17 protein-coding genes are annotated in these 26,739 nt (G+C 74.2%); 12 read left to right on the top strand and 5 right to left on the bottom strand.

What is annotated here, in order from left to right:
- Nucleotides 1-231 precede the first annotated feature (231 nt).
- From ACGF5O_RS10295 to ACGF5O_RS10265, 7 genes are all read left to right on the top strand, one after another.
- On the top strand, nucleotides 232-2,712 hold the full coding sequence (locus tag ACGF5O_RS10295; protein ID WP_393809466.1) for a beta-glucosidase: 2,481 nt from the start codon (nucleotides 232-234) through the stop codon (nucleotides 2,710-2,712).
- A gap of 528 nt (nucleotides 2,713-3,240) precedes the next feature.
- The gene (locus ACGF5O_RS10290; RefSeq protein ID WP_393809465.1) at nucleotides 3,241-10,134 is read left to right on the top strand and encodes an SDR family NAD(P)-dependent oxidoreductase; all 6,894 of its coding nucleotides are present in this window, start codon (nucleotides 3,241-3,243) and stop codon (nucleotides 10,132-10,134) included.
- Between the two features lies 1 nt (nucleotide 10,135).
- Nucleotides 10,136-14,824 (top strand): beta-ketoacyl synthase N-terminal-like domain-containing protein, encoded by a 4,689-nt coding sequence (locus ACGF5O_RS10285; protein ID WP_393809464.1) that lies wholly within the window; start codon nucleotides 10,136-10,138, stop codon nucleotides 14,822-14,824.
- Complete coding sequence (locus ACGF5O_RS10280) at nucleotides 14,821-15,138, top strand: acyl carrier protein (RefSeq protein WP_393809463.1); 318 nt, start codon at nucleotides 14,821-14,823, stop codon at nucleotides 15,136-15,138. The genes ACGF5O_RS10285 and ACGF5O_RS10280 overlap by 4 nt, the downstream gene beginning before the upstream one ends.
- A gap of 3 nt (nucleotides 15,139-15,141) precedes the next feature.
- Nucleotides 15,142-15,957, top strand: coding sequence for an alpha/beta fold hydrolase (locus tag ACGF5O_RS10275; RefSeq protein ID WP_393809462.1), 816 nt, complete (start codon nucleotides 15,142-15,144; stop codon nucleotides 15,955-15,957).
- Nucleotides 15,954-17,144 (top strand): glycosyltransferase, encoded by a 1,191-nt coding sequence (locus tag ACGF5O_RS10270; protein WP_393809461.1) that lies wholly within the window; start codon nucleotides 15,954-15,956, stop codon nucleotides 17,142-17,144. The genes ACGF5O_RS10275 and ACGF5O_RS10270 overlap by 4 nt, the downstream gene beginning before the upstream one ends.
- The gene (locus ACGF5O_RS10265) at nucleotides 17,128-18,183 is read left to right on the top strand and encodes a class I SAM-dependent methyltransferase (protein ID WP_393809460.1); all 1,056 of its coding nucleotides are present in this window, start codon (nucleotides 17,128-17,130) and stop codon (nucleotides 18,181-18,183) included. The genes ACGF5O_RS10270 and ACGF5O_RS10265 overlap by 17 nt, the downstream gene beginning before the upstream one ends.
- Before the next feature lie 9 nt (nucleotides 18,184-18,192).
- Here the strand turns inward: ACGF5O_RS10265 and ACGF5O_RS10260 are convergent, their stop codons facing one another.
- On the bottom strand, nucleotides 18,193-19,185 hold the full coding sequence (locus tag ACGF5O_RS10260; RefSeq protein WP_393809459.1) for a YbhN family protein: 993 nt from the start codon (nucleotides 19,183-19,185) through the stop codon (nucleotides 18,193-18,195).
- Nucleotides 19,186-19,385: 200 nt separating this feature from the next.
- Here ACGF5O_RS10260 and ACGF5O_RS10255 point away from each other — a divergent pair, with 200 nt between their 5' ends.
- A complete protein-coding gene (locus ACGF5O_RS10255) occupies nucleotides 19,386-20,030 on the top strand; it encodes a DedA family protein (RefSeq protein WP_393809458.1) in 645 nt (214 codons plus the stop codon).
- A 92-nt stretch (nucleotides 20,031-20,122) separates the two neighbouring features.
- Here the strand turns inward: ACGF5O_RS10255 and ACGF5O_RS10250 are convergent, their stop codons facing one another.
- Nucleotides 20,123-20,650 (bottom strand): gamma carbonic anhydrase family protein, encoded by a 528-nt coding sequence (locus tag ACGF5O_RS10250; RefSeq protein ID WP_393809457.1) that lies wholly within the window; start codon nucleotides 20,648-20,650, stop codon nucleotides 20,123-20,125.
- Between the two features lie 107 nt (nucleotides 20,651-20,757).
- Between ACGF5O_RS10250 and ACGF5O_RS10245 the strand changes: the two genes are divergently transcribed.
- On the top strand, nucleotides 20,758-21,522 hold the full coding sequence (locus ACGF5O_RS10245; RefSeq protein WP_393809456.1) for an acyltransferase: 765 nt from the start codon (nucleotides 20,758-20,760) through the stop codon (nucleotides 21,520-21,522).
- A gap of 27 nt (nucleotides 21,523-21,549) precedes the next feature.
- Here the strand turns inward: ACGF5O_RS10245 and ACGF5O_RS10240 are convergent, their stop codons facing one another.
- Nucleotides 21,550-22,407 carry a DMT family transporter gene (locus ACGF5O_RS10240; RefSeq protein ID WP_393809455.1) on the bottom strand — a complete coding sequence of 286 codons (858 nt, stop codon included), beginning with the start codon at nucleotides 22,405-22,407 and terminating at the stop codon, nucleotides 21,550-21,552.
- A gap of 127 nt (nucleotides 22,408-22,534) precedes the next feature.
- Between ACGF5O_RS10240 and ACGF5O_RS10235 the strand changes: the two genes are divergently transcribed.
- On the top strand, nucleotides 22,535-23,107 hold the full coding sequence (locus tag ACGF5O_RS10235) for an XRE family transcriptional regulator (RefSeq protein WP_393809454.1): 573 nt from the start codon (nucleotides 22,535-22,537) through the stop codon (nucleotides 23,105-23,107).
- 31 nt (nucleotides 23,108-23,138) lie between these two features.
- Nucleotides 23,139-23,693: a YbaK/EbsC family protein gene (locus tag ACGF5O_RS10230; RefSeq protein ID WP_393809453.1), complete on the top strand. Its 555-nt coding sequence runs from the start codon at nucleotides 23,139-23,141 to the stop codon at nucleotides 23,691-23,693.
- Between the two features lie 225 nt (nucleotides 23,694-23,918).
- On the opposite strand, the gene ACGF5O_RS10225 is transcribed toward ACGF5O_RS10230, so the two are convergent.
- Nucleotides 23,919-25,064, bottom strand: coding sequence for a cation diffusion facilitator family transporter (locus tag ACGF5O_RS10225; protein ID WP_393809452.1), 1,146 nt, complete (start codon nucleotides 25,062-25,064; stop codon nucleotides 23,919-23,921).
- Between the two features lie 63 nt (nucleotides 25,065-25,127).
- Here ACGF5O_RS10225 and ACGF5O_RS10220 point away from each other — a divergent pair, with 63 nt between their 5' ends.
- Entirely contained in the window at nucleotides 25,128-25,502 is a 375-nt protein-coding gene (locus ACGF5O_RS10220) for an ArsR/SmtB family transcription factor (protein ID WP_393809451.1), read from the top strand.
- 11 nt (nucleotides 25,503-25,513) lie between these two features.
- On the opposite strand, the gene ACGF5O_RS10215 is transcribed toward ACGF5O_RS10220, so the two are convergent.
- Nucleotides 25,514-26,737 (bottom strand): 4-hydroxybenzoate 3-monooxygenase, encoded by a 1,224-nt coding sequence (locus ACGF5O_RS10215; RefSeq protein ID WP_393809450.1) that lies wholly within the window; start codon nucleotides 26,735-26,737, stop codon nucleotides 25,514-25,516.
- Nucleotides 26,738-26,739: the final 2 nt, after the last annotated feature.

Below are 26,739 nucleotides of genomic sequence, written 5' to 3'. Positions count from 1 at the left end.
TCGGCTTTTCCTCCGTATTCGGTTCTTGTCGGCGGTCGGGCCTTTTCTTGTTCAGATCGTTGACACGAGTCACCACTCGATCTACGTTTCCGACGCGCCGGTGGTGAGAGTGACGGCTCGTCAAGGTCCTGTGGCGGTTGATGTGTTCACAGGCCGAACGCGCTCCGGGCTTTCCTTCGGCGTCTTCGCGGTCCACATCGTCGTGCCCGCACACCGAAGGAGTGACGGCTCATGTCCGAAACCGTCTCCCGCCGATCCGCCCTGCGCCTCACGGCCGGTGCCGTCGCGGTCGCCGCCGCGGCCACCGGCGGACTCGTCCCGCTCACGTCCGCCGCGGCGGCGGACGGACCCGATGCCGGAGCCGGCCCCCGCGTCGAGGGGCTGCTCGCCAGACTCACGCTGGACGAGAAGATCTCCCTGCTGCACGGGGCCGACGACCCCGGCTCGCTCGGCCAGGCCGGCTACGTGCCCGGCGTTCCGCGGCTGAACATCCCGCCCCTCAGACTCGCCGACGGCCCGGCCGGTGTCCGTATCACCGCACACGCCACCGCACTGCCCGCCCCGGTGCTGCTCGCCTCCGCCTTCGACCCCGAACTGGCCCGCCGCTACGGGCAGGTGATCGGCCGCGAGGGCCGCGCCCTCGGCCAGGACGTGCTGCTCTCCCCGATGGTCAACCTCATCCGCACCCCTTACGCGGGCCGCAACTTCGAGACGTTCAGCGAGGACCCGCTGCTCGCCTCCGACCTGGTCGCCGCCGAGATCCGGGGCATCCAGGGCGAGGGCCTGATCGCGACCGTCAAGCACTTCGCCCTCAACAACCAGGAGCAGGACCGCAACTCGATCGACGTGCACGCCGGTGAACAGACCATGCACGAACTCGAACTGCGCGGCTTCGAGGCGGCGGTGGACGCCGGCACCGGCGCGGTCATGGGCGCCTACAACAAGGTCAACGGCACTTTCGCCTGCGAGAACAAGACGCTGCTCACCGACGTCCTGCGCGACCAGTGGGGCTTCGCGGGCTGGGTGATGACCGACTGGTTCGCCGCCCACAGCACCGTCGCCGCGATCACGGCCGGCCTCGACATGGAGATGCCCGACGGCACGTACTTCAGGGCGGCCCTCAAGTCGGCGGTGCAGAACGGCAGTGTGTCCGAGCGGTACGTCGACCGGGCGGTACGGCGGATCCTCGCGGTGATGGACCGCTTCGGCCTGCTCGACGGCAGCGCCCCGCCGCGCCCCGCCCGGGACGCCGCGGCGGGCGCCGCCGTGGCCCTGGCGGTCGCCAAGGCCGGCGCGACCCTGCTGTGCAACGAGCGCGGCACCCTCCCCCTGGACGGCGGCGGCGTCGCGGTGATCGGTCCGACCGGCTCGCTGCCCTTCGTCAGCGGCGGCGGCAGCGCCCATGTCGTCCCCGACCACGCCGACAGCCCCCTCGACGCCATCAGGGCCCGGACCCGCGGCCCGGTCACCTACGCCCTCGGCGAGGACCTGTTCGGCAAGGCGCTGCCCGCCGGCGCCCTCAGTCCCGGCTTCACCAGCGAGGGCCAGCAGGTGGGTGCCGGGAAGACCTGGGCGTACGACGGCACGCTCACCGTCGCCGATGACGACGAGTGGACCCTCGTGCTCCACTTCTCCTCCGCGGCCACCGCCCGCCCCAAGGTCCTGCTCGACGGCGAGGAACTCTTCCCGCTCGCCGCCGGATACGGCGAGTACTTCTCCGGCGGCCTGGTCGCCGCGGCCCCCGACGGCCTGGGCGTCCGCCGCAAGGAACTCCGACTCGCGCGCGGCGCCCACACGTTGAAGATCAGCGCGGAGGGCGGCGACACGGGTCTGCTGTTCCGGCTGCGCCGCATCACCGGCGCGACCCGCGCCCAGGACGTCGCCGACGCGGTCGGCGCGGCCCGGGCGGCCCGCCATGTCGTGCTGTTCGCCTACGAGGACGCCACCGAGGGCCTGGACCGCGCCACCGTCGCCCTGCCCGGCCACCAGGAGCAGCTGATCCGCGCGGTGACGGCGGCCAACCCGCGTACCACCGTCGTCCTCAACACCTCGTCGTGCACGTCGATGCCGTGGCTGGCGGGGACCGGGGCCGTCCTCCAGATGTACTACCCCGGCCAGGAGGGCGCGGCCGCCACCGCCGCCGTCCTCTTCGGCGACAGCGACCCGGGCGGACGTCTCACCCAGTCCTTCCCGGCCGACGACGACCACCACCCGGTCGCCGGCGACCCGCGCCGCTACCCCGGCGTCGACGGTGTCGAGGAGTACTCGGAGGGCATCCACGCCGGGTACCGCTGGTACGACGCGCAGGGCGTGCGGCCCCTGTTCCCCTTCGGGCACGGGCTGTCGTACACCTCCTTCGCCTACTCCGACCCGGAGGCGCGGTGGACGCGCGGCGGACTGGAGGTCACGTTCACCGTGCGCAACACCGGGCGCCGGGCCGGGACATCGGTGCCGCAGGTGTACGTCGGGCCCTCCCCGGACCTCCGACTCGACCAGGCGGTACGGGTGCTGGGCGGCTACCGGCGACTGGCGCTGCGGGCCGGGGAGCGGCGGCGGGTGACCGTGCGGGTCGCCGCGCGCACCCTGTCGTCCTGGGACGCCCGGCGCCACCGCTGGACGCTCGGCACCGGGCGGCGGACCGTCTGGGTCGGCGCCTCGGCGGGCGACCTGAAGCTGCGCACCGGCGCCCGGGTGGGCGGCGGCCACCGCTGAATTCGTGTCAATGAACGGCCGGCGAGCGGAGGCTCTCCGGCCGTTTACTTCAAGGGTTTACAAGAATTTTCCCCGTCGTGTGTTTCATTTGCAGCGGCGCGGTTGACGGCAGGTTTTTGTCAGGATTGGGTGAGGGTTCGCGCAGCGGCGTTCAGCGCGGGTTTCCGGTGTGCCACGATCGAGCCAGCGGACCGAAGTCATCCCGAATTTACAGAGCTCGGCGCGGCGACACGGCGCGTTGCGCCGTGGTGAGTGCCGGGTGAATGGCCAGGGTGCTTTGACGGGCTTGTGGCGGTGTGCCGCCAGTGATCCGGCCGCCGAACGGCCGCCGATCCGCAGTGGATTGCTCGGATTTTCGGCTCTTGCGGTGAATTCCTCCCGCTGGCCGAATCAATGCTACCGGACGTGGTGGGCCCCCTCCGTTATTGACCCGCGAGTAATGAACTCGCTAGTTTCCGGTGGCCTCACCACGAGCTTTCCGCCGCACACATCCCCCACCGTGCTGTCCTCCCGATTATTCGGAGCGTCATGACGTCCCCTGTGCGTGCCGTCGATCTGATCATGTGCATCACGCCTTTCGGAGAACCCGATGCCAGGCTCGCCACCGCGGTCTGTGCCGCAGGCGGACTCGGCGTCCTCGACCTGGGCCGCGGCGACCGAAGAACCCGGGAGGCGCTGGCCCGGCTGAGACGAGCGGCGCCGGGACCGTACGGCGTGCGGGTCGCCGCCGGCTGCGCCCTCACCCCGGACGAGCTCGGCCCGGCGCCCGACACCGTGGTCCGGGCCGCCGGCGCCCCCTGGACCGTCGCCGAACTCGCCCCGCACACCCGCGTGCTGGCAGAAGTCACCGATCTGACCGAAGCACGCGCGGCGGTCGCGGACGGAGCACACGGGCTGATCGCCCGGGGTGCCGAGAGCGGCGGCCGGGTCGGCGAGCTGAGCACCTTCGTCCTCCTCCAACAGCTCCTGGAAGCAACGGAGTCGGCGGTCCCGGTCTGGGCCGCCGGCGGCATCGGACCGCACACCGCGGCGGCAGCGGTGGCCGGCGGCGCGGCCGGGGTGGTCCTCGACAGCCAGCTGGCCCTGCTCGCCGAGTCCCGGCTCCCCGAGGCGACGGCGGCGGCGCTGCGCTCCCTGGACGGCTCCGAGACGGCCGTCGTGGCCGGACACCGGGTCCTGCACCGCCGCGGCCCGGACGCCGTACGCCCGCCCGAGGGCGACCCGGTCGCGGTCGCCGCGCTGCTCGGCGCCGAGGACCTGCGCACCCAGCTGCTCCCGGTGGGCCAGGACGGCTTCCTCGCCGCACGGTTCGCCGAGCTGTGGAGCGATGTGCCCCGCACCGTAAGGGCGTTGAGGGCGGCCATCCATGGGTACGGCACCGGCGCCGCCGAGGCGCTGCGTCCCGGAACCTCCGCCATGAGCCGTGCCCTCGGCACCCGGCTGCCCGTCGCGCAGGGCCCGATGACCCGGGTGAGCGACCGGGCCGCCTTCGCCGCGGCCGTCGCCGACGACGGAGCCCTGCCCTTCCTGGCGCTGGCCCTCGCCGACGGCACCCGCACCCGGGAGATGCTGACCGAGGCCAAGGCCGCGCTCGACGGACGGCCCTGGGGCGTCGGCGTACTGGGCTTCGCGCCCGAGGAACTCAGGAACGCCCAGCTCGAAGCGGTCCGGGAACTGCGGCCCAGTCACGCCATCGTCGCCGGCGGCCGGCCCGCGCAGGCGGAGGCGCTGGAACGGGCCGGGATCAGCACCTTCCTGCACGTGCCCTCGCCCGGGCTGCTGCGGCAGTTCCTGGAGGCCGGGGCCCGGAAGTTCGTGTTCGAGGGCTCCGAGTGCGGCGGCCACGTCGGACCGCGCGCGAGTTTCCCGCTCTGGGAGGCCCAACTCGCCGTCCTGGCGGACTTCCCGGACGCCGAGGGCCTGGAGGTCTTCTTCGCGGGCGGCATCCACGACGAACGCTCGGCGGCGATGGTCGCCGCCCTCGCCGCACCGCTCACCGCCCGGGGCGCGGCCGTCGGCCTGCTCATGGGCACCGCCTACCTCTTCACCGAGGAGGCCGTGGACCGGGGCGCGATCCAGCCGCTGTTCCAGCGCCAGGTCATGGCCGCCGCCTCGACCGCGCTGCTGGAGACCGCACCCGGCCACGCCACCCGCTGTGTGCCCAGTCCCTTCACCTTCAACTACCGCGGACGCGAAGCAGAGTTGCGGGACAGCGGAGTGTCCGACCGGCAGGTGTGGGAGGAGCTGGAGCGGCTCAACGTCGGCCGGCTGCGCATCGCCAGCAAGGGCGTCGACCGCCCGGCCGGCGGCGAGTTGACGCCCGTGGACGAAGAACGCCAGTTCTCCGACGGGATGTTCATGGCCGGAGCGGTCGCCGTGCTCCGCTCGGAGACCACCACCGTGGCCGCTCTCCACCACGCCGTGACCGACGCGGCCGCCGACTTCCTGGCGCGCCGGACGCCGACGGCGGCACAGCAGGACCAGCCGCCCGCCCCCGCCCCGCTCGACATCGCGATCGTCGGCATGGCCTGCATGTTCCCCGAGGCACCCGACCTCGCCACCTTCTGGGCCAACGTGGTCGCCGGATGCGACGCGGTCACCGAGGTACCGGTGGAACGCTGGGATCCGGCCGTCCACCACGCCGACGGCTCCACCACCTCGAAGTGGGGCGGCTTCCTGCCGCCGATCCCCTTCGACCCGCTGGGCTACGGCATCCCGCCCGCCTCCCTCGGCCACATCGAGCCCGTCCAGCTGCTCGCCCTGGAGGCCGCCCGGCGCGCCCTCGACGACGCCGGATACGGCGCACGGGGGCGGGAGTTCGACCGGTCGCGCACCTCCGTCGTCTTCGGCGCCGAGGCCGGCAGCGACCTCTCCAACGCGGCCACCCTGCGGGCCGTACTGCCCTCCTACTACGGCAAGGTCCCCGACGGCCTGGAGGACCAGCTGCCCCGGCTCACCGAGGACTCCTTCCCGGGCATGCTCTCCAACGTCATCTCGGGGCGGATCGCCAACCGCCTCGACCTGGGCGGCGCCAACTACACCGTGGACGCTGCCTGCGCGTCCTCACTGGCCGCCGTCGACGTCGCCTGCAAGGAACTCACCGCCGGCACCAGCGACGTCGTGCTCTGCGGCGGCGCCGACCTGCACAACGGCATCAACGACTACGTCCTCTTCTCCTCCGTGCACGCCCTCTCCCCGACCGGCCGCTCCCGCGCCTTCGACGGCTCCGCCGACGGCATCGCGCTCGGCGAGGGCGTCGCCTGCGTCGTCCTCAAGCGGCTGGCGGACGCCGAGCGCGACGGCGACCGGATCTACGGCGTGGTCAAGGGACTGGGTTCGTCCAGCGACGGCCGCTCCCTGGGCCTGACCGCGCCCCGGCCCGAGGGCCAGCGGGCCGCGCTGCTGCGCGCGTACCGCAACGCGGGCGTCTCCCCGGCCGAGGTCGGCCTGGTGGAGGCGCACGGCACCGGGACCGTCGTCGGCGACCGCACCGAACTCACCATCCTCAGCGAGGTGTTCGCGGAGGCGGGCGCGGCGAACGGCGGTTGCGGCCTCGGGTCGGTCAAGTCCCAGATCGGGCACACCAAGTGCGCCGCCGGTCTCGCCGGGCTGATCAAGACGACCCTCGCCCTGCACACCGGGGTCAAGCCGCCCACCCTGCACGTCGAGCACCCCAACCCGGCCTGGAAGGAGACGGACAGCCCGTTCGCCTTCCACACCGAGGCCCGGCCCTGGGCGGCGCCGCCCGCCGAACGGGTCGCCGGGGTCAGCGCGTTCGGGTTCGGCGGCACCAACTTCCATGTGGTGCTGAGCGCGTACGATAGCGCCGTACCCCCGGAGCAGGGGCTGGACGCCTGGCCCGCCGAGCTGTTCGTGTTCCGGGGGCGGGACGAGAAGGCCGCCCAGCGGGGTGCCGAGGAGATCCTGAAGGCTGCCGAGACCGGTTCCTGGCGGCTGCGCGACCTGGCGCTCGCCGCGGCCCGCCGCGCGGACGCCTCGCACGAGCCGGTACGGGCCGCGGTCGTCGCGGCCGACGTGACCGGGCTGGCCGGGCAACTGCGCCGCGTCCTCGCGGGGGAGCACGACCCGGCCGCCGGCATCCACCTGGCCGACCGGTCGCGGGACGCCGACGCCAAGGTCGCGTTCCTCTTCCCCGGCCAGGGCAGCCAGCGCCCCGGCATGCTCGCCGACGTCCTCATCGCCTTCCCCGAACTCCAGCACTACCTCCAGCTCGGCCGCGCCCACGCCGACACCCTCTACCCGCCCGCCGCCTTCGACGAGGACACCCGCGAGCGCCGCCGGGCCGCCCTCACCGACACCCGGGCCGCCCAGCCCGCCCTCGGCATCACCGGCCTCGCCGCCCACGCCTTCCTGACGGCGGCGGGCGTCCGCCCCGACATGGCCGCCGGACACAGCTACGGCGAACTCGTCGCCCTCAGCGCGGCCGGCGCCCTCACCCCCGAGACCCTCCTGGAACTGAGCGCCGAACGCGCGGCGGCGATCCTGGCCGCCGCGGGCGACGAACCCGGCACCATGGCTGCCGTGTCCGGCGCGGCGGACGACGTCGAGCGCGCACTGCGGACAGCCGATGTCCCGGACTCCGTGGTGGTGGCCAACCACAACTCGCCCCGCCAGACGGTCATCTCCGGCCCGACCGACGAAGTGACCGCAGCAGTAAGGCTGTTGCGCGAGGCCGGCCTCGGGGCCAAGCGCATCCCGGTGGCCTGCGCCTTCCACAGCCCGGTCGTGGCCGGCGCGGGCGACCGGTTCGCGGAGGTCCTCGCGGACGCGGCCGTACGACCACCCGAGTTCCCGGTGTGGTCCAACCGCACCGCGACCCCCTACCGGCCCGACGCCGACGCCGTACGCGCCGAACTCGCCGCCCAGATCGGCTCGCCCGTCGCCTTCGCCGCCCAGATCGAGGCGATGTACGAGGCCGGGGCCCGCGTCTTCGTGGAGGCCGGACCCGGAACCGTCCTCACCCGGCTCGTGAGCCAGATCCTCGGCGACCGCCCGCACACCACCGTGGCCTGCGAGCCCCGGGCGGGCGGCGGACTGCGCGGCTGGCTCGACGCGCTCGCCCAGCTGGCCGTGGCCGGCACACACGTACGCACCGCCTGGCTGCTGCGCGGCCGCGACGCCGTGGACGCGGTCCGCACCCCGGCGCCGAAACGGCCCGGCTGGACGGTCGACGGACAGCTCGTGCGCACCGCCGCCGGAGACCTCCTGCCCGGTGCCCTCGCACCGGCCCGACGAGTCGTGGAGACGACGACTGTGACGACGAACCAGCCGCACGGCGCCCCCGCCGACCGGGACGCGCTGATCGCCGAGTTCCTGCGCACCAGCCGGGAGATGGTCGCCGCCCAGCGCGATGTGCTGCTCACCTACTTCGGGGCGACCCAGGTGCAGGTGCCGGCCGCTCCGGTACTCCAGCAGCTGCCCTCGGCCGAAGTGGTCCTACCGCAGGCGCAGTCGGCGGAGCCCCCACGCGCCCTCGCGCCGGTGCCCGTACCCGCCCCCACGGCCGAGCCCGAGGCGACCGCCGACGTCGAGCGGGTCGTCCTGGAGATCATCAGCGAGCGCACCGGCTATCCCGTGGACATGATCGAGCCCGACCTCGATCTGGAAGCCGACCTGAGCATCGACTCGATCAAGCGGGCCGAGATCGCCGGAGAGCTGGCCAAGCGACTCGGCATCGCGGGCGGCGCGGAGACCCTGGACGACGCCGAACTGGAGGAGCTGGCCAAGGCGCGCACCGCCGCGGCCGTCACCGGCTGGCTGCGGGCACGGGTCGGCACCGGCGAGGAGGAGACGGCTCCGGCCGGACCGGACCCGGCCACGACCGACGGGACGGCCACCGCGCCCGAACCGGTGGCCGCCGCCGCGCCCAAGCCGGTGGCCGCCGCGCCCGGCCAGGGCGTACCGGCGTCGGCGACCGCCGCCGACGAGGTCCCCGCGGGCGAGGCGCCCAAGCGGTTCGAGATGCGGCCCGTGGACCTGGCGGAGCCGGCCGCGGGGGCAGACCCGGCCGCCGTACTGTCCGGCAAGCGGTTCTTCGTCCTCGGGGACGGCGCGCGGACGGCGGCCCGGCTCGCCGGGTACGGCGCCGAGGCCGTGACCGTCGACGCGGACCACCTGCTCGCGGAGGCGGACGGAGCCGTGGACGGCGTCCTTTACCTCGGCGCGCTGCCCGGCACCGACACCCCCGTGCTGCCCGACGCCTACCCGGTCCTGCGGGCGGCCCTCGCCAGGAGCCCGCGCTGGCTGCTGGCCGCCCGTCCCGCCGACGGCGCGGACGCGGCGCGCTCGGCCGGACTGCACGGGCTGTTCCGCACCGTGGCCCGGGAGTACCCGGACACCGTCGCCCGGGTCGTGACCCTCGGGGACACCGCGCCCGAGGCGGTGGCCGACGCACTGCTCACCGAACTGCTCGCACCGGAACCGGCTCCCGTCGTGCTCCGCACGGCCACCGGCCGGCAGGGTCTTGAGCTGGTCGAGGTGGCGCCCGGCACGCTCGGCGGCACCGGGGCCGGACCGGCCGGGGCGGGGGCCGCCGAGGCCGCCGCGCTCGGCCTCGACCGGGACTCGGTGGTACTGCTGGTCGGCGGCGCCCGAGGCATCACCGCGAAGTTCGCGGCCACTCTCGCCGCCGCCTGCCGCTGCCGGATCGAACTGCTCGGCCGGACCCCCGCGCCCACCGGTCCCGAGACCCCGGACACCGCCGCCGCCCGCACCCCCGCCGAACTCCGTGCCGCCCTCGCCGCCCGGGGCGGCCTGAAGCCCGCCGAGATCAACCGCGAGGCCGAACTGATCCTGGCCCAGCGGGAGATCAGCGCCACCCTCGGCGAACTCGCCGCGCTCGGCAGCGAGGCCCGCTACCGCGCCGTCGACTTCCGCGACCGCGACGCCGCCCTCCAGGCCGTCAAGGAGATCCACGCCGACCACGGCCGCCTCGACGGCGTCGTCTTCGCGGCCGGGGTGATCGAGGACCGGCTGATCGCCGAGAAGACCCCGGAGTCCTTCCAGCGCGTCTACGGCACGAAGACGACCGGCGCGGCCACCCTGCTCGCCGCCCTTGAGGAACTGCCCAACGGCCCCGGTTTCGCCGTCCTGTTCGGCAGCGTCTCGGCCGTCCTCGGCAACCGTGGCCAGGCCGACTACGCCGCCGCCAACGACGCCCTGGAGAGCCTCGGCGCCGGCTGGGCCGAGCGCACCGGGAACCGCGCGCTGACCGTGCACTGGGGGCCGTGGGCGCCTGTCGGCGGTCACACCGGCATGGTCAGCCCTGAGCTGGGCCGCGAGTACGCGCGGCGCGGCGTCAGGCTGATCGACCCCGACGAGGGCACCGCGGCCCTCCTGCGGGAGCTCGCCTGGGGCGCGGAGTCCGTACGGGCCGTCGTCTACACCGCCTCGGGCTGGTGACATGACCGACGACCGCCGGACACCGGTCGCGATCGTGGGCATGGCGGTGCTGCTGCCCGGCGCCGCGGGCCTCGACGCCTACTGGACCAACCTGCGCGACGGCGTGGACGCGATCGGCGAGGTGCCCGAAGGGCGCTGGGACGCGGACTACTACCGGCCGGGCTCCGCGGCCGGGCCCGCCGTCCCCGACGAGGTGTACTGCCGACGCGGCGGGTTCGTGGACGGGCTGGCCGAGGTGGAGGTCACCCGGTACGGGATCATGCCGAACTCCGTCCACGGCACCGAACCCGACCAGCTGATCGCCCTCGACGTGGCCGCCGCGGCCATCGCCGACGCGGGCGGCGCGGACCGGCTGCCCGACCGGCACCGGATCGGCGTGGTCCTCGGCCGGGGCGGCTATCTCACCCCCGGCCTGGTCCGGCTCGACCAGCGGGTCCGGACCGCCGGGCAACTCGTCCGCACGCTCGGCGAGTTGGTGCCCGACCTCACACCCGCCCAACTGGCCCGGGTGCGCGAGGCGTTCACCGACCGGCTCGGCCCCGCCAGCCCCGAGTCCGCGATCGGCCTGGTGCCCAACCTCGCCGCCTCCCGGATCGCCAACCGCCTCGACCTGCGCGGCCCCGCCTACACCGTGGACGCGGCCTGCGCCTCCTCCCTGGTCGCCGTCGACCAGGCCGTCACCGAACTCACCGCCGGGCGCTGCGACGTGATGCTCGCCGGGGGAGTGCACCACTGCCACGACATCACCCTGTGGAGCGTCTTCTCCCAGCTGCGCGCACTCTCCCCGAGCCAGCGCATCCGCCCCTTCCACCGCGACGCCGACGGCATCCTCATCGGCGAGGGCACCGGGGTCGTCGTCCTCAAACGCCTCGCCGACGCAGAACGGGACGGCGACCGCGTCTACGCCGTGATCCGCGGCACCGGCGTGGCCAGCGACGGCCGTACCGCCGGACTCGTCAACCCCGACCCCGGTGGCCAGACCCACGCCGTACGCCAGGCCTGGCGGGCCGCGGGACTCGACCCCGCCGCACCGCACTCGGTCGGCCTCCTGGAGGCGCACGGCACCGCGACCCCGGCCGGTGACGCGGCCGAACTGACCACGCTGGCCGAGGTGTTCGGGCCGGGCACCGAGGACGAGCGGGCCGTGCTGGGCTCGGTGAAGTCGATGATCGGCCACACCATGCCGGCCGCCGGAGTCGCCGGACTGGTCAAGGCCGCCCTCGCGCTCCACCACGCCACCCTGCTGCCCACCCTGCACTGCGACGACCCGCACCCGGCCCTCGCCGCCACCCGCTTCCGCACCCTCGACCGGGCCCGGCCCTGGGAGACCGACCCCGGACAGCCGGTCCGCAGAGCAGCGGTGAACGCCTTCGGGTTCGGCGGGATCAACGCACACGTGGTGCTGGAGGAGGCCCCCGGCCGACGCGCCGACCCCGCCGACGGCCCCGGCACGGCACCCCCCGCACCCCGTATCGGACAAGCCGCCCAAGCCGCCCAGGCCGGCCAAGGAACCGGCGTCGTCGCAGTCACCGAACCCGAGCGCATCCTCCTGCTCGCCGCCGACACCCCCGAGCGGCTGACCGCGATCCTCGCCGCCGACGACTCCGCCGTCCTCGCCGCCGGTCTCGCCCCCGAGGGGACCCACCAGGACGCGGGCCCGGTCCGCCTGGGCATCGTCGACCCCACCGCCAGACGGCTCGCCCTCGCCCGGCGCGCGGCCGGCAAGGGCCGCGCCTGGCAGGGCCGCAACGACGTGTGGTTCAGGCCCGCCCCGCTGCTGCCCGCCGGCAAGCTGGCCTTCGTCTTCCCCGGCCTGGAAGGCGAGTTCACTCCCCGCGTCGACGACATCGCCGCGCATTTCGGCCTCCCCACCGTCACCGGCCCCGTCACGGACGCCGTTCGGGTCGGGGACGTAGGCCGTCATGGGTTCGGTGTCGTCGGCGTGGGGCGGCTGCTGGACTCGGCGCTGCGCCGGATGGGCGTGGTGCCGGACGCGGTCGCCGGGCACAGCGTGGGCGAGTGGACGGCGATGGTGGCCGCCGGGCTCTACTCGGGCGACCAGGTGGACGCCTTCATGGCCGAGTTCGACCCCGACGCGGTCACCGTGCCGGGCCTCGCCTTCGCCGCCGTCGGCGCCCCCGCCGACCGGGTCCTCGCCGCACTCGACGACGACTGGGCGGACGCCGGGATCGTCCTCTCCCACGACAACGCGCCGAACCAGTCGATGGTCTGCGGCCCCGACCTGGCCGTCGCGGACTTCGTCCGGGCCTTCCGCGGCGACGGCGTACTGTGCCAGGTGCTGCCGTTCCGGTCCGGGTTCCACACCCCGATGCTGGAGCCGTACCTCACCCCCATCAAGGAGGCCGCCGAGCGCTTCCGGCTGCACCGGCCGACCGTCCCGGTCTGGTCCGGCACCACGGCGGCGCCCTTCCCGGCGGCCGAGGCCGGGGTACGCGAACTGTTCGTCCGGCACCTGCTGGAGCCCGTCCGGTTCCGGCACCTGGTCGACGCCCTGTACGCCGACGGGCACCGGGTCTTCGTCCAGACCGGCCCCGGCCAGCTGGCCTCCCTGATCGGCGACACCCTCGGCGACCGCGACCACCTCGCCGTCGCCGCCAACTCCCCGCACCGCTCCGGCCTGGCCCAGCTCCGGCGCGTGGCGACCGCGTTGTGGACCGCGGGCGCCGCCGTCGCGCCGGCGGTCCCGGGGCCGGGCAGCACGGCCGCGCCGGCCCGGCGACGGCCGCCGGTCAGGCTGGACCTGGGCGGCGCGCTGGTCTCCCTGGACGGTCCGGAACTGGCCGAACTGCGCACGGCGTTGGGCGGCAGGCAGATCCCCGCCGGATCCTCCCCGCTGGACGACCTCGCCACCCGCATCCCGGCCGCCGCCGAACTCGACGCGCTGCTGCGGGAGACGGCGGGCACGGCAGCGGCGGTCCTCACCGCGATCAGCGCCTCGCCGGTCACCGCGGCCCCTCGCACTACGGCCCCGCACGCCGCGGCCCCGCACGCCACGGCCCCTCGCACCGCGGCCCCGCACGCCGCGGCCCCTCACACCACGGCACCACCTCCCGTGCCGCGCGTCCCCGCCCCTGCCGCCGCCCCCGTGCCTGCGCCCGCCACCCCGCGCCCCGCCTCCCGCACCACCACCCTCCCGGTGTCCCCCGAGACGATGCCCCACCTCCTCGACCACTGTTTCTTCCCGCAGCGCCCCGGCTGGCCCGACACCGAGGACCGTTGGCCGGTGGTGCCGGCCACCACGATCGTGCAGCACATGATGGACGCGGCCGAGGACGCCACCGGGCTGCGGGCGGTCGCCGTGCACGGCGCCCGCTTCGACCGCTGGCTCACCGCCACGCCCCCCGTCGACGTCCCGGTCACCGTCACCCCCGAGGGACCCGGACGCGTCGCGGTCACCTTCGGCCCCACCGCCCGCGCGGTCGTCGAAGTGGCCCCCGACCACTCCCCGCCGCCCACCGGCCCGGCCGGGCCCCCGGCCGCCGAGCGCACCCCCGACCACACCGCCGCCGAGCTGTACGCCGAGCGCTGGATGTTCCACGGCCCGGCGTTCCAGGGCGTCACCGAGCTCACCGCGATCGGCGACCGGCACGTCCGCGGCGTGATCACCACACCCACCGCCCCGGGCGCCCTGCTGGACAACGTCGGCCAGATCCTCGGCTACTGGATCATGTCCACCCGCACCGAGCGGACCGTCGTCTTCCCGGTCCAGATGCGGGAGATGCGCTTCCACGGCCCGCACCCCGCTCCCGGCACCGAGGTCGGCTGCCTGGTGCGGATCACCTCGCTCACCGACACCGTCCTGGAGGCGGACGTCGAGCTGACCGTCGGCGACCGGGTCTGGGCCCGGATCGGCGGCTGGCAGGACCGCCGCTTCGACAACGACCCGCACACCCGCCCCGTCGAGCGGTTCCCGGAGCGCAACACCCTCTCCGAGGCCCGGCCCGAGGGCTGGACCCTGCTCCACGAGCGCTGGCCCGACCTGGCCTCCCGCGAGCTGATCATGCGCAACTCCCTCGGCGGAGCGGAGCGTTCGGAGTACGCCGAGCACCCGCCGCGCGGCCGTCGGCAGTGGCTGCTGGGCCGGATCGCCGCCAAGGACGCGGTACGGCAGTGGCTCTGGCAGCACGGCGAGGGACCGGTCTTCCCGGCCGAACTCCGCGTCCGCAACGACGCGTTGGGCCGCCCGTACGTGGTCGGCGTGCACGGCCGCACGCTGCCCGCGCTCGACGTCTCGCTCGCCCACCGGGCCGAGGCGGCGGTGGCGATCGTACGGCCGCACACCCCCGGACCCGGTCCGGGCATCGACCTCGAAGAGGTCACCGAACGCGACCCGGCGGCCATGGAGGTCGCGCTCGGCGCGGACGAACTCCGGCTGCTGCACACCCTGTCCGCCGACGGCCCGACGGCTCTGTGGTTCACCAGGTTCTGGGCGGCGAAGGAAGCCGTCGCCAAGGCCGAGGGCACCGGATTCGACGGCCGGCCAAGGGACTTCACCGTCCTGGAGGCGGCCCCGGACGGCAGCCGGCTGCTGGTCTCGGGCCGGCTGGAACGCGCCTACCCGGTGCACTGCGCGCCGGTCCGCAATCCCCCCGCACTGCCGGACCGCGACTACGTCGTGGCCTGGACCACCGGACCGGCAGCCGCAGACCCCGAGGAGGACCCGCGATGAACCCCACCGAGCCCGAGATCCGCGCCGACGAGGAGGTGGTCCTCGCCGACCTCGCGCGGATGCTCCGCACCCTCCTGGAGGAGTACGGCGACGACGACGCCGAGATCGGCATGAGCACCACCTTCAACCGCGACCTGGAGCTGGAGTCCATCGACCTGGTCACCCTCGCCGGGCTCCTGGAGGAGCGGTACGGCAAGCGGGTCAACTTCGCCGAGTTCCTGGCCGGTATGGAGTTCGACGAGATCATCGAGCTGACCGTCGGCCGCCTCGTCGAGTACGTGGTGTGGAGCCTGAAGGCCACGGAGGCGGGCTGACCCATGGCGATCGTCGACACCGGGGACGTCCGGCTGCACGTCCAGAGAATGGGCCCGGGGGAGGGCCGTACCCCCCTGGCCACCGTGGTCCTCGTCCACGGACTGCTCACCGACAGCCTGGCCAGCTACTACTTCACCGTGGCCCCCGCCTTCGCCGCCTCCGGCCTCGACGTGGTCATGTACGACCTGCGCGGCCACGGCCGCAGCGGCCGGCCCGCCGGCGGCTACACCCTCGACCACAACATCGACGACCTGGAGGCCCTGCTCGACCACCTGTCGATCACCGGCCCGGTCCACCTCGTCGGCAACTCCTACGGCGGCACCATCGCCTTCGGCTACGCGGCCCGCCACCCCGAGCGCACCGCCAGCCTGACCCTCATCGAGTCCGAGCCGGCGACCGCCGCCTGGGCCGCGAAACTCGGCGGCATCCTGCACCGGGTGGTCACCGAACTCGCCCACAACGAATCGGACGCGATCGCCTGGATCACCGCGAACCGCAGCCACAACACCGCCCGGCTGGCCAGGGGCGCGGCCCGGCTCGCCCGCGAGACCAGCCTCGGCCGGGACATCCCGGCCAGCCGGGTCCTGACCGAGGACCAGATCAGCGCCGTACGCTGCCCGGTCCTCGGGGTGTACGGCGGTGACTCCGACCTGGTGGAGGTGGTCCCGCTCAAGGAGGCCCTGCTCGCGGACTACCGGTCGGTGGTGCTGCCCGGGCACGAGCACTCCGTGCTGGTCGAGGCGGCCGGCACGGTCGGCGGTCACATCCTGGAACTGATCCACTCGGTCGGCGGCGGCGTACGGGCCGGGGCCCGGTGAGCGGCTTCCTGTTCGCCGTACCGCCCCTGGTCGGGCACATCAACCCGGCCGTCGGCGTAGCGGCCGAACTCGCCGCGCGCGGGCACCGGGTGGCCTGGGTCTGCGCGGACGCCGAACTGGTGCGGCGGCTGGCGGGGCAGCAGGCCCGGGTGTTCCCGTGCGCGGGGACCGCGGAGGGGGAGCGGCCCGCCGACCTGCGGGGCGCGGAGGCGCTGCGGTTCCTCTGGGAGTGGTTCCTGGTGCCGCTGGCGGACGCCATGGCACCCGGTGTACGCGCGGCCGTCGACGAATTCCGCCCCGACGTGGTGGTCGCCGACCAACAGGCCTTCGCCGGGGCCCTGGTGGCCGAACGGCTCGGGCTGCCGTGGGCGACCTCAGCGACCACCTCGGCCGAGTTCGGCGGCGCCTACGACGGCATCCCCAAGGTCGCCGAGTGGCTCCGGGACCGGCTCGCGGAGCTGCGCGGCCGGATCGGCGACCCGGCGGGCACCGCCGACCCGCGCTTCTCGCCGTATCTCACCCTCGCCTTCACCACCCCCGAACTGGCGGGCCCCACCGACCGGTCGGCGATCCGCTACGTCGGCCCGTCGATCTCCGAACGGCCGGTCGCCGACGGCTTCCCCTGGGATTGGCTGGACCCGAGCCGGGAGCGCGTCCTCGTCTCCCTCGGCACCGCCAACGCGGACGCGGGCGGACGGTTCCTGGCCGAGTGCGTGGCCGCGGTGCGCGAACGGGCCGACCGGGTCCAGGCGTTGATCGCCGACCCCGGCGGCACCCTGCCCCCCGCGGCCGACGACAAGGACCTCCTCATCCTCCCGTCGCTGCCCCAACTCCCGCTCCTGGAACGGGTCGACGCGGTCGTCTGCCATGCCGGGCACAACACCGTGTGCGAGGCCCTGTGGCACGGCGTCCCGCTGGTCGTCGCCCCCATCCGCGACGACCAGCCGGTGATCGCCGGACAGGTCGTCGACGCCGGCGCGGGCCTGCGGGTCCGGTTCGGCCGCGTCACCGCCCCGCGCCTCGGCGAGGCCCTCGACACCGTCCTGTACGAGCCCGGCCCGCGCACCGCGGCGGCCCGCATCCGCACCGCGTTCCGCGCGGCAGGCGGAGCACCGGCCGCCGCGGCCCACCTGGAACGCCTCGCCGCTGACCCGCACGCAAGGAGAGCCGATGAGCAAGCAGAGTGAGATCGAGGCGCTGCGCTCCGCCTACGAGCGGGACCTCGCCGAGGGCACCGACCGCTTCTTCGAGCCCCGGCGCACCACCTGCCCCTGGTGCGCCTCCGACCGGCTCACCACCCGGCTGCGCACCACCGACCTGCTCCAGCACAAGCCCGGCGCCTTCGTCCTCGACCGCTGCCAGGCGTGCGGCCACACCTTCCAGAACCCGCGCCTGAACGAGACGGGCCTGGAGTTCTACTACCGGGACTTCTACGACGGCCTCGGCGAGCAGAAGATGAGCGGCACCTTCGGGGGCCGCACCAAGATGTACCAGGGCCGTGCCGCGTCCATGGTCCCGCACGACGCGACCCCGAAGAACTGGCTCGACGTCGGCACCGGCCACGGCCACTTCTGCGAGGCCGCCCGCGAGGTGCTGCCCGGCACCGCCTTCGACGGCCTCGACTTCACCGACGGCGTCGAACTCGCCGCCCGCGAGGGCCGCGTGGAGCACGCCTACCGCGGCGCCTTCCCCGACCTGGCCCCCGAACTCACCGCCCGCTACGACGTCGTCAGCATGTTCCACTACCTGGAGCACAGCACCGACCCCGACAGCGAACTGCGCGCCGCCCACGAGGCGGTACGCCCCGGCGGCCACCTCCTCGTCGAGGTCCCCGACCCCGAGAGCCGCTACGCCCGCCTGCTCGGCCGCTGGTGGCTGCCCTGGCTCCAGCCGCAGCACCTGCACTTCATCCCGGTCGCCAACCTCCGCGCCCGCCTCACCGACCTGGGCTTCACGGTCGTCGCCGAGGAGCACGCCGAGGCCCACGACCCCGTCGACCTGCTGGCCGCCGTCTGGCTCGCCCTGGACCACACCGCGCCGCGCGAGGACGCCCCCTGGCTGCCGGCACAGCCCGGCGCCCTCCAGAAGACGCTGCGTGCCGCCCTCCTCATCGCGGGCATCCCGGCCCTGATCGCCGGCACCCTCCTGGACCGCTTCGCCGTACGGCCGTTCTCCCGCCGCCTCCGCGTCTCCAACGCCTACCGGATCGTGGCCCGCCGCGACTGACGCCCGGCCTCAGAGCACCTTCGCGCGGATCATCGCCGACAGCACCAGGGCGCCCGGCAGCAGCGGGATCCAGTCGGTCAGGACGCGGTAGCCGATCACCGTCGCCGTGGCCACCGCGGCCGGGGAGCCGAACGCGACCAGGGTGATCACCAGCGCCGCGTCCACCGCGACCCCGCCGGGCACCGGCACGGCACCCCCCGCCGTGCCCGCCGCCAGGTACGCGAAGATCACGGTGCCCCACGACAGCCCGAGCCCGAGCGCCTCCCCGGTGCAGGCCAGCACGCACGCCTGCACCAGCGGCATCGCGGTGGCCCCGCCCCACAGGGCCACCACCCGGGAGGGCCGCGCGTGCACCGTCCGGGCGTCGGTGAACGCGGAGCGCACCATGCCGGTGATCGGGCGGCGCAGCGGTCGTACGACCGCCGTCGCCACGCCCATCAGGGTGAGCACCGCGGCGACCGGGATCAGCACCACGCCGTCCGGCACCAGCTCGCCCAGCCGCCGCCACGCCGACGAGGACAGCAGGAACCCGATCAGCACGACCGTCTTCGCACCCGACTTCGCCACCGAGTACAGCGCGATCGAGGCGGTGGCCCGTTCCAGGGGGACGCCCCGGGTACGCAGGAAGCGCACGGTGACGGCGTGCGCGCCGAGACCGGCGGGCAGCGCGTGGTTGGCGGCACCGGCGGCGAACTGCGAGGCCAGCAGCAGCCCCGGCGGCAGCCGGTCGGGTACCGCGCCCTGCCGCATGCAGGCGGCCACCACCCAGGTCAGGCAGGTGAAACCGCCCGCGGCCAGCAGCCAGGCCGGTTCGGCGTGGGCGAGCCGGGTGACGCCCTCGTACAGCAGCGACTGGTTGGTGAGCCCCCAGATCGCCGCGATGAGCAGCGGGGACAGACACAGGGCGAGCCGGAGCGGCCGGCCCGCCATCGAGGAGGGCGCCGGCAGCGGACGCACGGGCGCGTCGGAGCAGGGCGGGGACAGAGACGACAGTGAGGACACGGGGACGTTGTCCTTCCACGGCGGGCCTGCGGTGGGGAGCCGCGGGCGAGCAGACGCCGGGGAGCCTTCCCGTCCCGTATGACACCCGGATGTCCGAAAACCGAAGGCAGGGGGGCGGGCCGGTGCCGTGGGCGCTGCGGTACCCGGCGGACCCGGTAGCCTTCCTGGGGAAGGCGCAGACGACAGGGGAGGATCCGGCGGTGCACGTCCAGGAATGGCTCGACTCGGTCCCGGCGGTCGCCGTCTACGCGGTGGTGGCGCTGGTCATCGGACTGGAGAGCCTGGGCATCCCGTTGCCGGGCGAGATCGTCCTGGTCTCCGCGGCGCTGCTCTCCTCCCAGCACTCGGGCATCAACCCGTTCGTCCTCGGCGCCTGCGCGACCGCGGGCGCGGTGATCGGCGACTCCATCGGCTACGCGATCGGCCGCAAGGGCGGCCGTCCGCTGCTGGCCTGGCTGGGGAAGAAGTTCCCGAGACACTTCAGCGAGGGCCACGTCGCCACCGCCGAGCGCTCCTTCGAGAAGTGGGGCATGTGGGCGGTCTTCTTCGGCCGCTTCATCGCCCTCCTGCGCATCTTCGCGGGCCCGCTGGCCGGCGTCCTCCACATGCCCTACTGGAAGTTCCTGATCGCCAACCTCCTCGGCGGCATCTGCTGGGCCGGCGGCACGACCGCGGTCGTCTACTACGTCGGCATCGTCGCCGAGGACTGGCTGAAGCGGTTCTCCTACGTGGGCCTCGCAGCGGCGGTCCTCTTCGGCCTCGCCTCCATGCTGATCGTCCGCCGCAAAGCGAAGAAGATCCAGGCGACAGAGAAGGAAGCCGAACCTGTGGGCGCCGGGGACTGAACGCCCCTTTCAGGGGCCCGGGGCTGCATTTGATATGCGGCTCCGCCGCGGGGGCGCGACCAGCCCCCACTCACCCGCACCCGCCCCACGACCTACTCATGCACCCCGCGATGCGCCACAGCCAACTCCGCATAGAAGGTCCCGTTCAGAGCCACCCCCTCCCGCTCCTCACGGCTGAGCTCGCGCCGCACCTTCGCCGGCACCCCCGCCACCAACGACCCCGGCGGTACCACCATCCCCTGCGGCACCAACGCCTGCGCCGCGACCAACGACCCCGCCCCGATCACGGCCCCGTTCAGCACGGTCGCCCCCATGCCGATCAGGCAGTCGTCCTCCACGGTCGCCCCGTGCACCACCGCGTTGTGCCCGATGGACACCCGCTCCCCGACCGTCACGGGAAACCCGGGGTCCGCGTGCAATGTCACATTGTCCTGGACGTTCGCCCGCGCCCCCACGGTGATCTTCTCGACGTCCCCCCGCACCACCGCCCCGTACCAGACACTCGCCCCGGCCCTCAGGGTCACGTCCCCGATCACCGAGGCGGTCGGCGCCACGAACACGTCGTCCTCGATCTTCGGCTCCCGCCCCCCGATCCCCACGATCAGCGCCTGCCGCGTCATCACCGTCTCCCGTCGTCGATGTCCCCGGCAACCTAGCCCACCGCCTGGGGCGAAGATCACAGCAGCCCGCCTTCTTCAATCCGGCGCCCGCTGAGTAGCGTGACTGCGTGCCGAAGCCCAAGAACACGTTCTCGTCCTGGCGCCGCCGCCTCGCCCAACGCGCAGTGCACGCGGCCTGGGCCTGGGTGCAGCGCACCGGATCCGTCTCCGCCGACCACCCGGGCCGCTTCCGGTTCGGCGCGCTCGGCGAGGCCACCCGCCTCGCCTTCCCGCTCGGCACGGTCTTCGGCGAGCCGTGGATCCACCTCGGCTCGCACTGCATCGTCGGTGAACAGGTCACCCTGACCGCGGGCCTGATGCCCGACCTCGACCTCGGCCCCGACCCGATCCTGCGCATCGGCGACGGCGTGGTCCTCGGCCGCGGCAGCCACGTCATCGCGGACACCACGGTCACCATCGGCAGCGACTGCTACTTCGGCCCGTACGTGTACGTCACCTCCACCAACCACTCCTACGACGACCCGCACGAGCCCATCGGCAGGCAGTGGCCCCGCATGGAGCCCGTGGAGATCGGCCCGGGCTGCTGGATCGGCACCGGCGCGGTGATCCTGCCGGGCGCGCGGATCGGCCGGAACGTCGTGGTGGCCGCCGGCGCGGTGGTCCGGGGCGCGGTGCCCGACCACGCCGTGGTGGCGGGCGCCCCGGCCCGGGTCGTACGGCGCTGGACCCCCGAGACCGGCTGGCAGCCGCCGCTGCGCACGCCCCCGCCGGTGCCGATCCCGGCGGGCACCACGCCGGAGCAGCTGCGCGCGCTTGCGGAGCTGGACGAGGCGGACGTGGCGCGGCTCGCCGAACTGGAGCCCGAGAGCTGAGCGGCGCCCGGTGGGGCCGCCGCCGGTTCAGCCGGTGGCCAGCAGCAGCGTCCCCACCAGCGCCAGCCCGGCCCCCGCCGCCTGGATCGCGCGCAGCCGTTCGCTGAGGAAGCCGCGGGCCGCGAGCGCGGTGACCACCGGGTAGAGCGAGGCGAGCACCGCGGCGACGGTGACCGGGCCGTGCTGGGCGGCGACCGAGTACGTGCCGTTGGCCGCGACGTCGGCGAGACCGACGAAGCCCAGCGCCGGGAGCGCGGACCAGGCGAAACCGGTCGCCGGCAGTGCGGGCGCGCCCCGCCGCACGGACAGCCACAGGGCGGTGCCGCCCGTCGCGACGCTGGTCAGTCGCTGCACGAAGAGGGCCAGGAAGAGGCCGGTGACCGTGGTCGACGCCTCCGTGATCAGCGCGAACACCGTGCCGAAGCCCGCCGCCGCGACCAGGGTGAGCAGGATCGCCCGGCGCTGCACGGGCGCGCCGCGCAGCTGCGGGCCGCCGGCCAGCACGACCCCGGTGACGGCGACCGCGATGCCCGCCACCTGGAGCAGCCCCGGCCGTTCGCCGAGGAACAGCCCGACCCCGACCGGGACGGCGACGCTCAGCGTGGCCAGCGGGGAGACCACCCCCATCGGGCCGAGGGCGAGGGCCTTGTAGAAGGAGAGCAGCGCGACCGGTCCGGCCAGACCCGCCGCGACCGCGAACCAGAGCCGGGGCCCGGCCTCGCTCCAGCCGCCCGTGGCGACCACGATCACGCCCAGCACCGCCGCCGCCAGGCCCTGTGACACGACGACCACCGTGAGTGCGGGCGCGCGTCGCGTGAGCAGCCCGCCGCCGAAGTCGGCCAGCCCCCACAGGAGACTGGTGGTCAGGGCGAAGAATGCTGTCACGGCCCGCCTCGCAGTACAGTTCGGTGAACGATCAGGTACACCCCATCGTAGTTCAGTCCGATGAACTGCGTCATTCAAAATATTGGACCACAATGCATTCCGCAATGCTTTCCACCATGGACGGAACGTGTCGGACCTCGACCTGCTGACCCAGTCCCTGGCCCGCAACGTCAAGCACTGGCGCGCGGTGCGCGGCTTCACCCTGGACGTGCTCGCGACCAGGGCCGGGGTCAGCCGCGGCATGCTGATCCAGATCGAGCAGGCCCGCACCAACCCGAGCATCGGCACGGTCGTCAAGATCGGTGACGCGCTCGGCATCAGCATCACCACCCTGCTCGACTACGAACAGGGCCCGAAGGTCCAGATCGTCCCCGCCGACAAGGCCGTACGGCTGTGGCACACCGACGCCGGCAGCTACAACCGGCTCCTCGCCGGCACCGAGGCGCCCGGCCCGCTGGAGATGTGGGACTGGCACCTGATGCCGGGCGAGAGCAGCCCGTCGGAACCGCACCCGACCGGCACGGTGGAGATCGTCCATGTCCTCGCCGGGGAACTGACCCTCACCGTCGACGGGACCGACTACCGCGTGCCGACGGGCGCCAGCGCCTCCTTCGAGGCCAACACGGCCCATGTGTACGGCAACACCGGGGACGTGCCGATGGAGATGGTGATGACGGTCTCCGTGCCGCCCGTGCCCTGAGCCCGGCGGGCCGGGCTGTTAGCGTGCGGACATGCGCGCACCCATCGGAGACTTCGACACCGCCGTCCCCGCCCCGGACTGCCTCGACGAGCTGACCGCGCCGGTCGCCGACGCCCTGCGCGCGTGGACCGGCGCCGTGCCCGCCGACCGGATCCTCTACGTCGAGACGGACCCGCAGTGGGCGGACACCGCGGTCTTCGTCGAGCACTACGGGCGCGACCTGCTGGACAGGTCGGCCAACTGCGTGGTGGTGGCGGGCAGGCGCGGCGGCGACACCACGCTGGCGGCCTGCCTGGTGCTGTCCACCACCAAGGTGGACGTCAACGGTGTGGTGCGCCGCCAACTCGGCTCCCGCAAGGCCTCGTTCGCCTCGACGGACATCGCGACCGGCGCGACCGGCATGGAGTACGGCGGCATCACCCCGATCGGACTCCCGCGCGACTGGCCCCTGTTGGTGGACCCGGCCGTGGCCGACCTGCCCTACGTCCTGGTCGGCAGCGGCCGTCGGCGCGGCAAACTCCTGGTCCCCGGCAAGGCGTTCGCCGAACTGCCGGGCGCGGTCGTGCTGCCGGGGCTGGGCGTCTAGGGCCTGTCCGACCATTCCCGTCGTCGCCCGGAGGGCGGCCTCGCGGCGTCGGGTGCGTGCTCTCGGCGTGCCGGGCGCAGGCCCTCGTACCGGACGTACTCGGGTCTGCGCCCGGTGCGGCGAGTGGGGGTCCCCCGGCCGAAGGCTGGGGGAGCGTGCATGGCGTCGCGAGGCAGACGGGAATGGTCAGACAGGCCCTGGGAGACGAGGCGTGCGCGCGGTCGGCTAGGAGACGGCGTGCGCGTGGTGGGCCAGCGCCAGGTGCGGGTCGGCCTGCCCCGGCGCGGGCGTCGGATCCGCGTGCACCAGGGCCGCCGTCAGCCGCGGTACGGCGTGCAGCAGCGCGTGTTCCGCCGCGACGGCGATCGCGTGCGCCTGCCGTACGGTCGCCTCGCCGTCGACCACGACCGCCACCTCGGCGCGCAGCCGGTGCCCGATCCACCGCAGCCGCAGCTCGCCCACGGCCCGCACCCCCGGCACCTCGCGCAGCGCCCGCTCGGCCCGGTCCGTCAACTCCGGGTCCACGGCGTCCATCACGCGCCGGAACACCTCGCGCGCCGCGTCCCGCAGCACCAGCGCGATCGCCGCGGTGATCGCCAGCCCCACCAGCGGATCGGCGAGCTGCCAGCCGAGGGCGGCGCCACCGGCCCCCAGCAGCACGGCCAGTGAGGTGAACCCGTCGGTGCGGGCGTGCAGCCCGTCGGCCACCAGCGCGGCCGAGCCGATCTCCCGGCCCACCCGGATCCGGTACCGGGCCACCCACTCGTTCCCGGCGAAGCCGGCGAGCGCGGCCACCGCGACGGCCGTCAGGTGCGTGACCGGACGCGGCTCCAGCAGCCGCTCGACGGCCGTCCACGCGGCGAAGACGGCCGACGCGGCGATGGTCAGCACGATCGCGATCCCCGCGAGGTCCTCGGCCCGCCCGTAGCCGTAGGTGAAGCGGCGGTTCGCCGCGCGCCGCCCGAGCACGAAGGCGATGCCCAGCGGTACGGCGGTCAGCGCGTCCGCCGCGTTGTGCACCGTGTCCCCGAGCAGGGCGACCGAGCCGGACAGCACCACCACGACCGCCTGCACCAGCGCCGTCGCGCCGAGCACGGCCAGCGAGACCCAGAGCGCCCGCATGCCTCGCGCCGAGGCCTCCAGGGCCGGGTCGAGCTTGTCGGCCGTCTCGTGGGAGTGGGGGGTCAGGAGGTGGGCGAGGCGGTGGCGGAGCCCGGCGGAGCGGGAGCGGCCGTGGTGGCGGTCATGGCCGTGGTCATGGTCGTGTTGGTGGTCGTGGCCGTGGGCGGGCTCGCCGTGCCGGTCGCGGGCGTGGTCGTGGGGGTGACGGTCGTCCGCGTGTGCGTGTTCGTGATGGTGCCGGTCGCTCATGCGGCTCCCCTCTCCGGTGCGCGGGACGTGGACACGGGACGCCCACGACGCCATTATGTGCGTATGAGCGCACGCTTGCACCTATCACCTACGCATCATGCGCATCCGCGCACCCCCGGCGAGGAACAGTTCGCGCTCGCCGCCGAACTCCTCGCCCTGCTCGGCGACCGCACCCGGCTCACCCTGCTGCACGCCCTGACGACCGGGGAGGCCGACGTCGGCACGCTCACGGAGGTGTGCGGCGCCGCCCGTCCGGCCGTCAGCCAGCACCTGGCCCGGCTGCGGCTAGCGGGTCTGGTGAGTACGCGCAAGGAGGGGCGGCGGGTGGTGTACTCGCTGCGCCACGGTCATCTGCGGCGGCTGGTCGAGGAGGCGCTGAAGGTGGCGGACCACCGGCTGACCGAGACCGAGACCGCGCGGGACACCCGGTCCCCGTGACGGGGTGGCTCTCAGAACGCGTCGGCCGCACCCAGGTACTGCTCCGCGAAGGCCGTCGCCGCCGCGCGGGAGGTGAACAGCCTGCGCAGCCTGGCCAGGCTGGTGCCCGCGAGGAACGGGTCGCCGGAGGCCGTGCCGTGGTAGATGCCGGACAGGAACCGGGAGAACTCCTGGTAGTCCCAGACCCGGCGCAGGCAGGCGTGGGAGTAGCCCGCCAGGCCGGTGTCGTCGTCTTTGGTGACACGCGCGACGAGGGCGTCGCCCAGCAGGAAGGCGTCGTGCAGGGCGAGGTTCATGCCCTTGGCGGCGATCGGCGCGGTCAGGTGCCCGGCGTCACCGGCCAGGAAGAGGCGGCCGAACACCAGCGGTTCGACCACGTAGTCGTGCATGTCCAGCAGGCGCTTCTCGATCAGCCGCCCCTCGTTGAGCGGTGGCGCCCCGGCGGCGTCGAGCCGCTCGCGCAGCTCCTCCCAGACCCGGTCGTGCGACCAGCTCTCCGGGTCGTCGCCCGGCGGGCACTGCAGGTAGTAGCGGGTGACCTCGGGGCTGCGCGCCATGTGCCCGGCGAAGCCGTTCGGATGGACGCCGAACAGCACGCAGTCCGAGGACGGCGGCGCCTCGGCGAGCAGGGCCAGCCACGCTATGCCGTAGTCCTGCCGGGCGACCCGCACCCGCCCCTGCGGTATCGCGTCCCGGGTCACCCCGCGCGCCCCGTCGCAGCCCGCGACGAACTCGCAGCGCAGGACGTGCCGTTCGCCGGTCCCGGGGTCGAGGTACGACACGGCGGGCCGGTCCGTCTCCAGGTCGTGCAGTGCGACGTCCCGCACCCCGAACCTGATCTCCCCGCCGCGCACGTCGGCGTACTCCCGCACCAGGTCCGTCACCAGCAACGGCTGGGGATAGACGTAGTGGTGATGGCCCGTCAGGTCGGTGTAGTCGAAGCGGAACCGGTCGCCGCCGAAGCGGAACTCGCACTCGCTGTGCACCTGCGCCCGGGCCGCCAGGCCGTCGCCCAGGCCGCGTTGCCGGAGCCCGCGCACCGCCCATTCCTCGATGACCCCGGCCCGTGGCCTGGTCTCGATGAACTCCCTGCTCTCGGTCTCCAGGACCACGCAGTCGACGCCGGCGGCCCGCAGGATGTTCCCGACGGTCAGCCCGGCGGGCCCGGCGCCCACGACGACGACCGTACGGCGTTCTTCGGACGGGGAGTTGGTGTGGGGGGATGGCTCAGTCACCC

The organism is Streptomyces sp. NPDC048291, from assembly GCF_043201715.1.
Lineage (GTDB): Bacteria > Actinomycetota > Actinomycetes > Streptomycetales > Streptomycetaceae > Streptomyces.
Note: the sequence above shows the minus strand (reverse complement) of the source record. Positions and strands in the feature narration are given on the sequence as shown.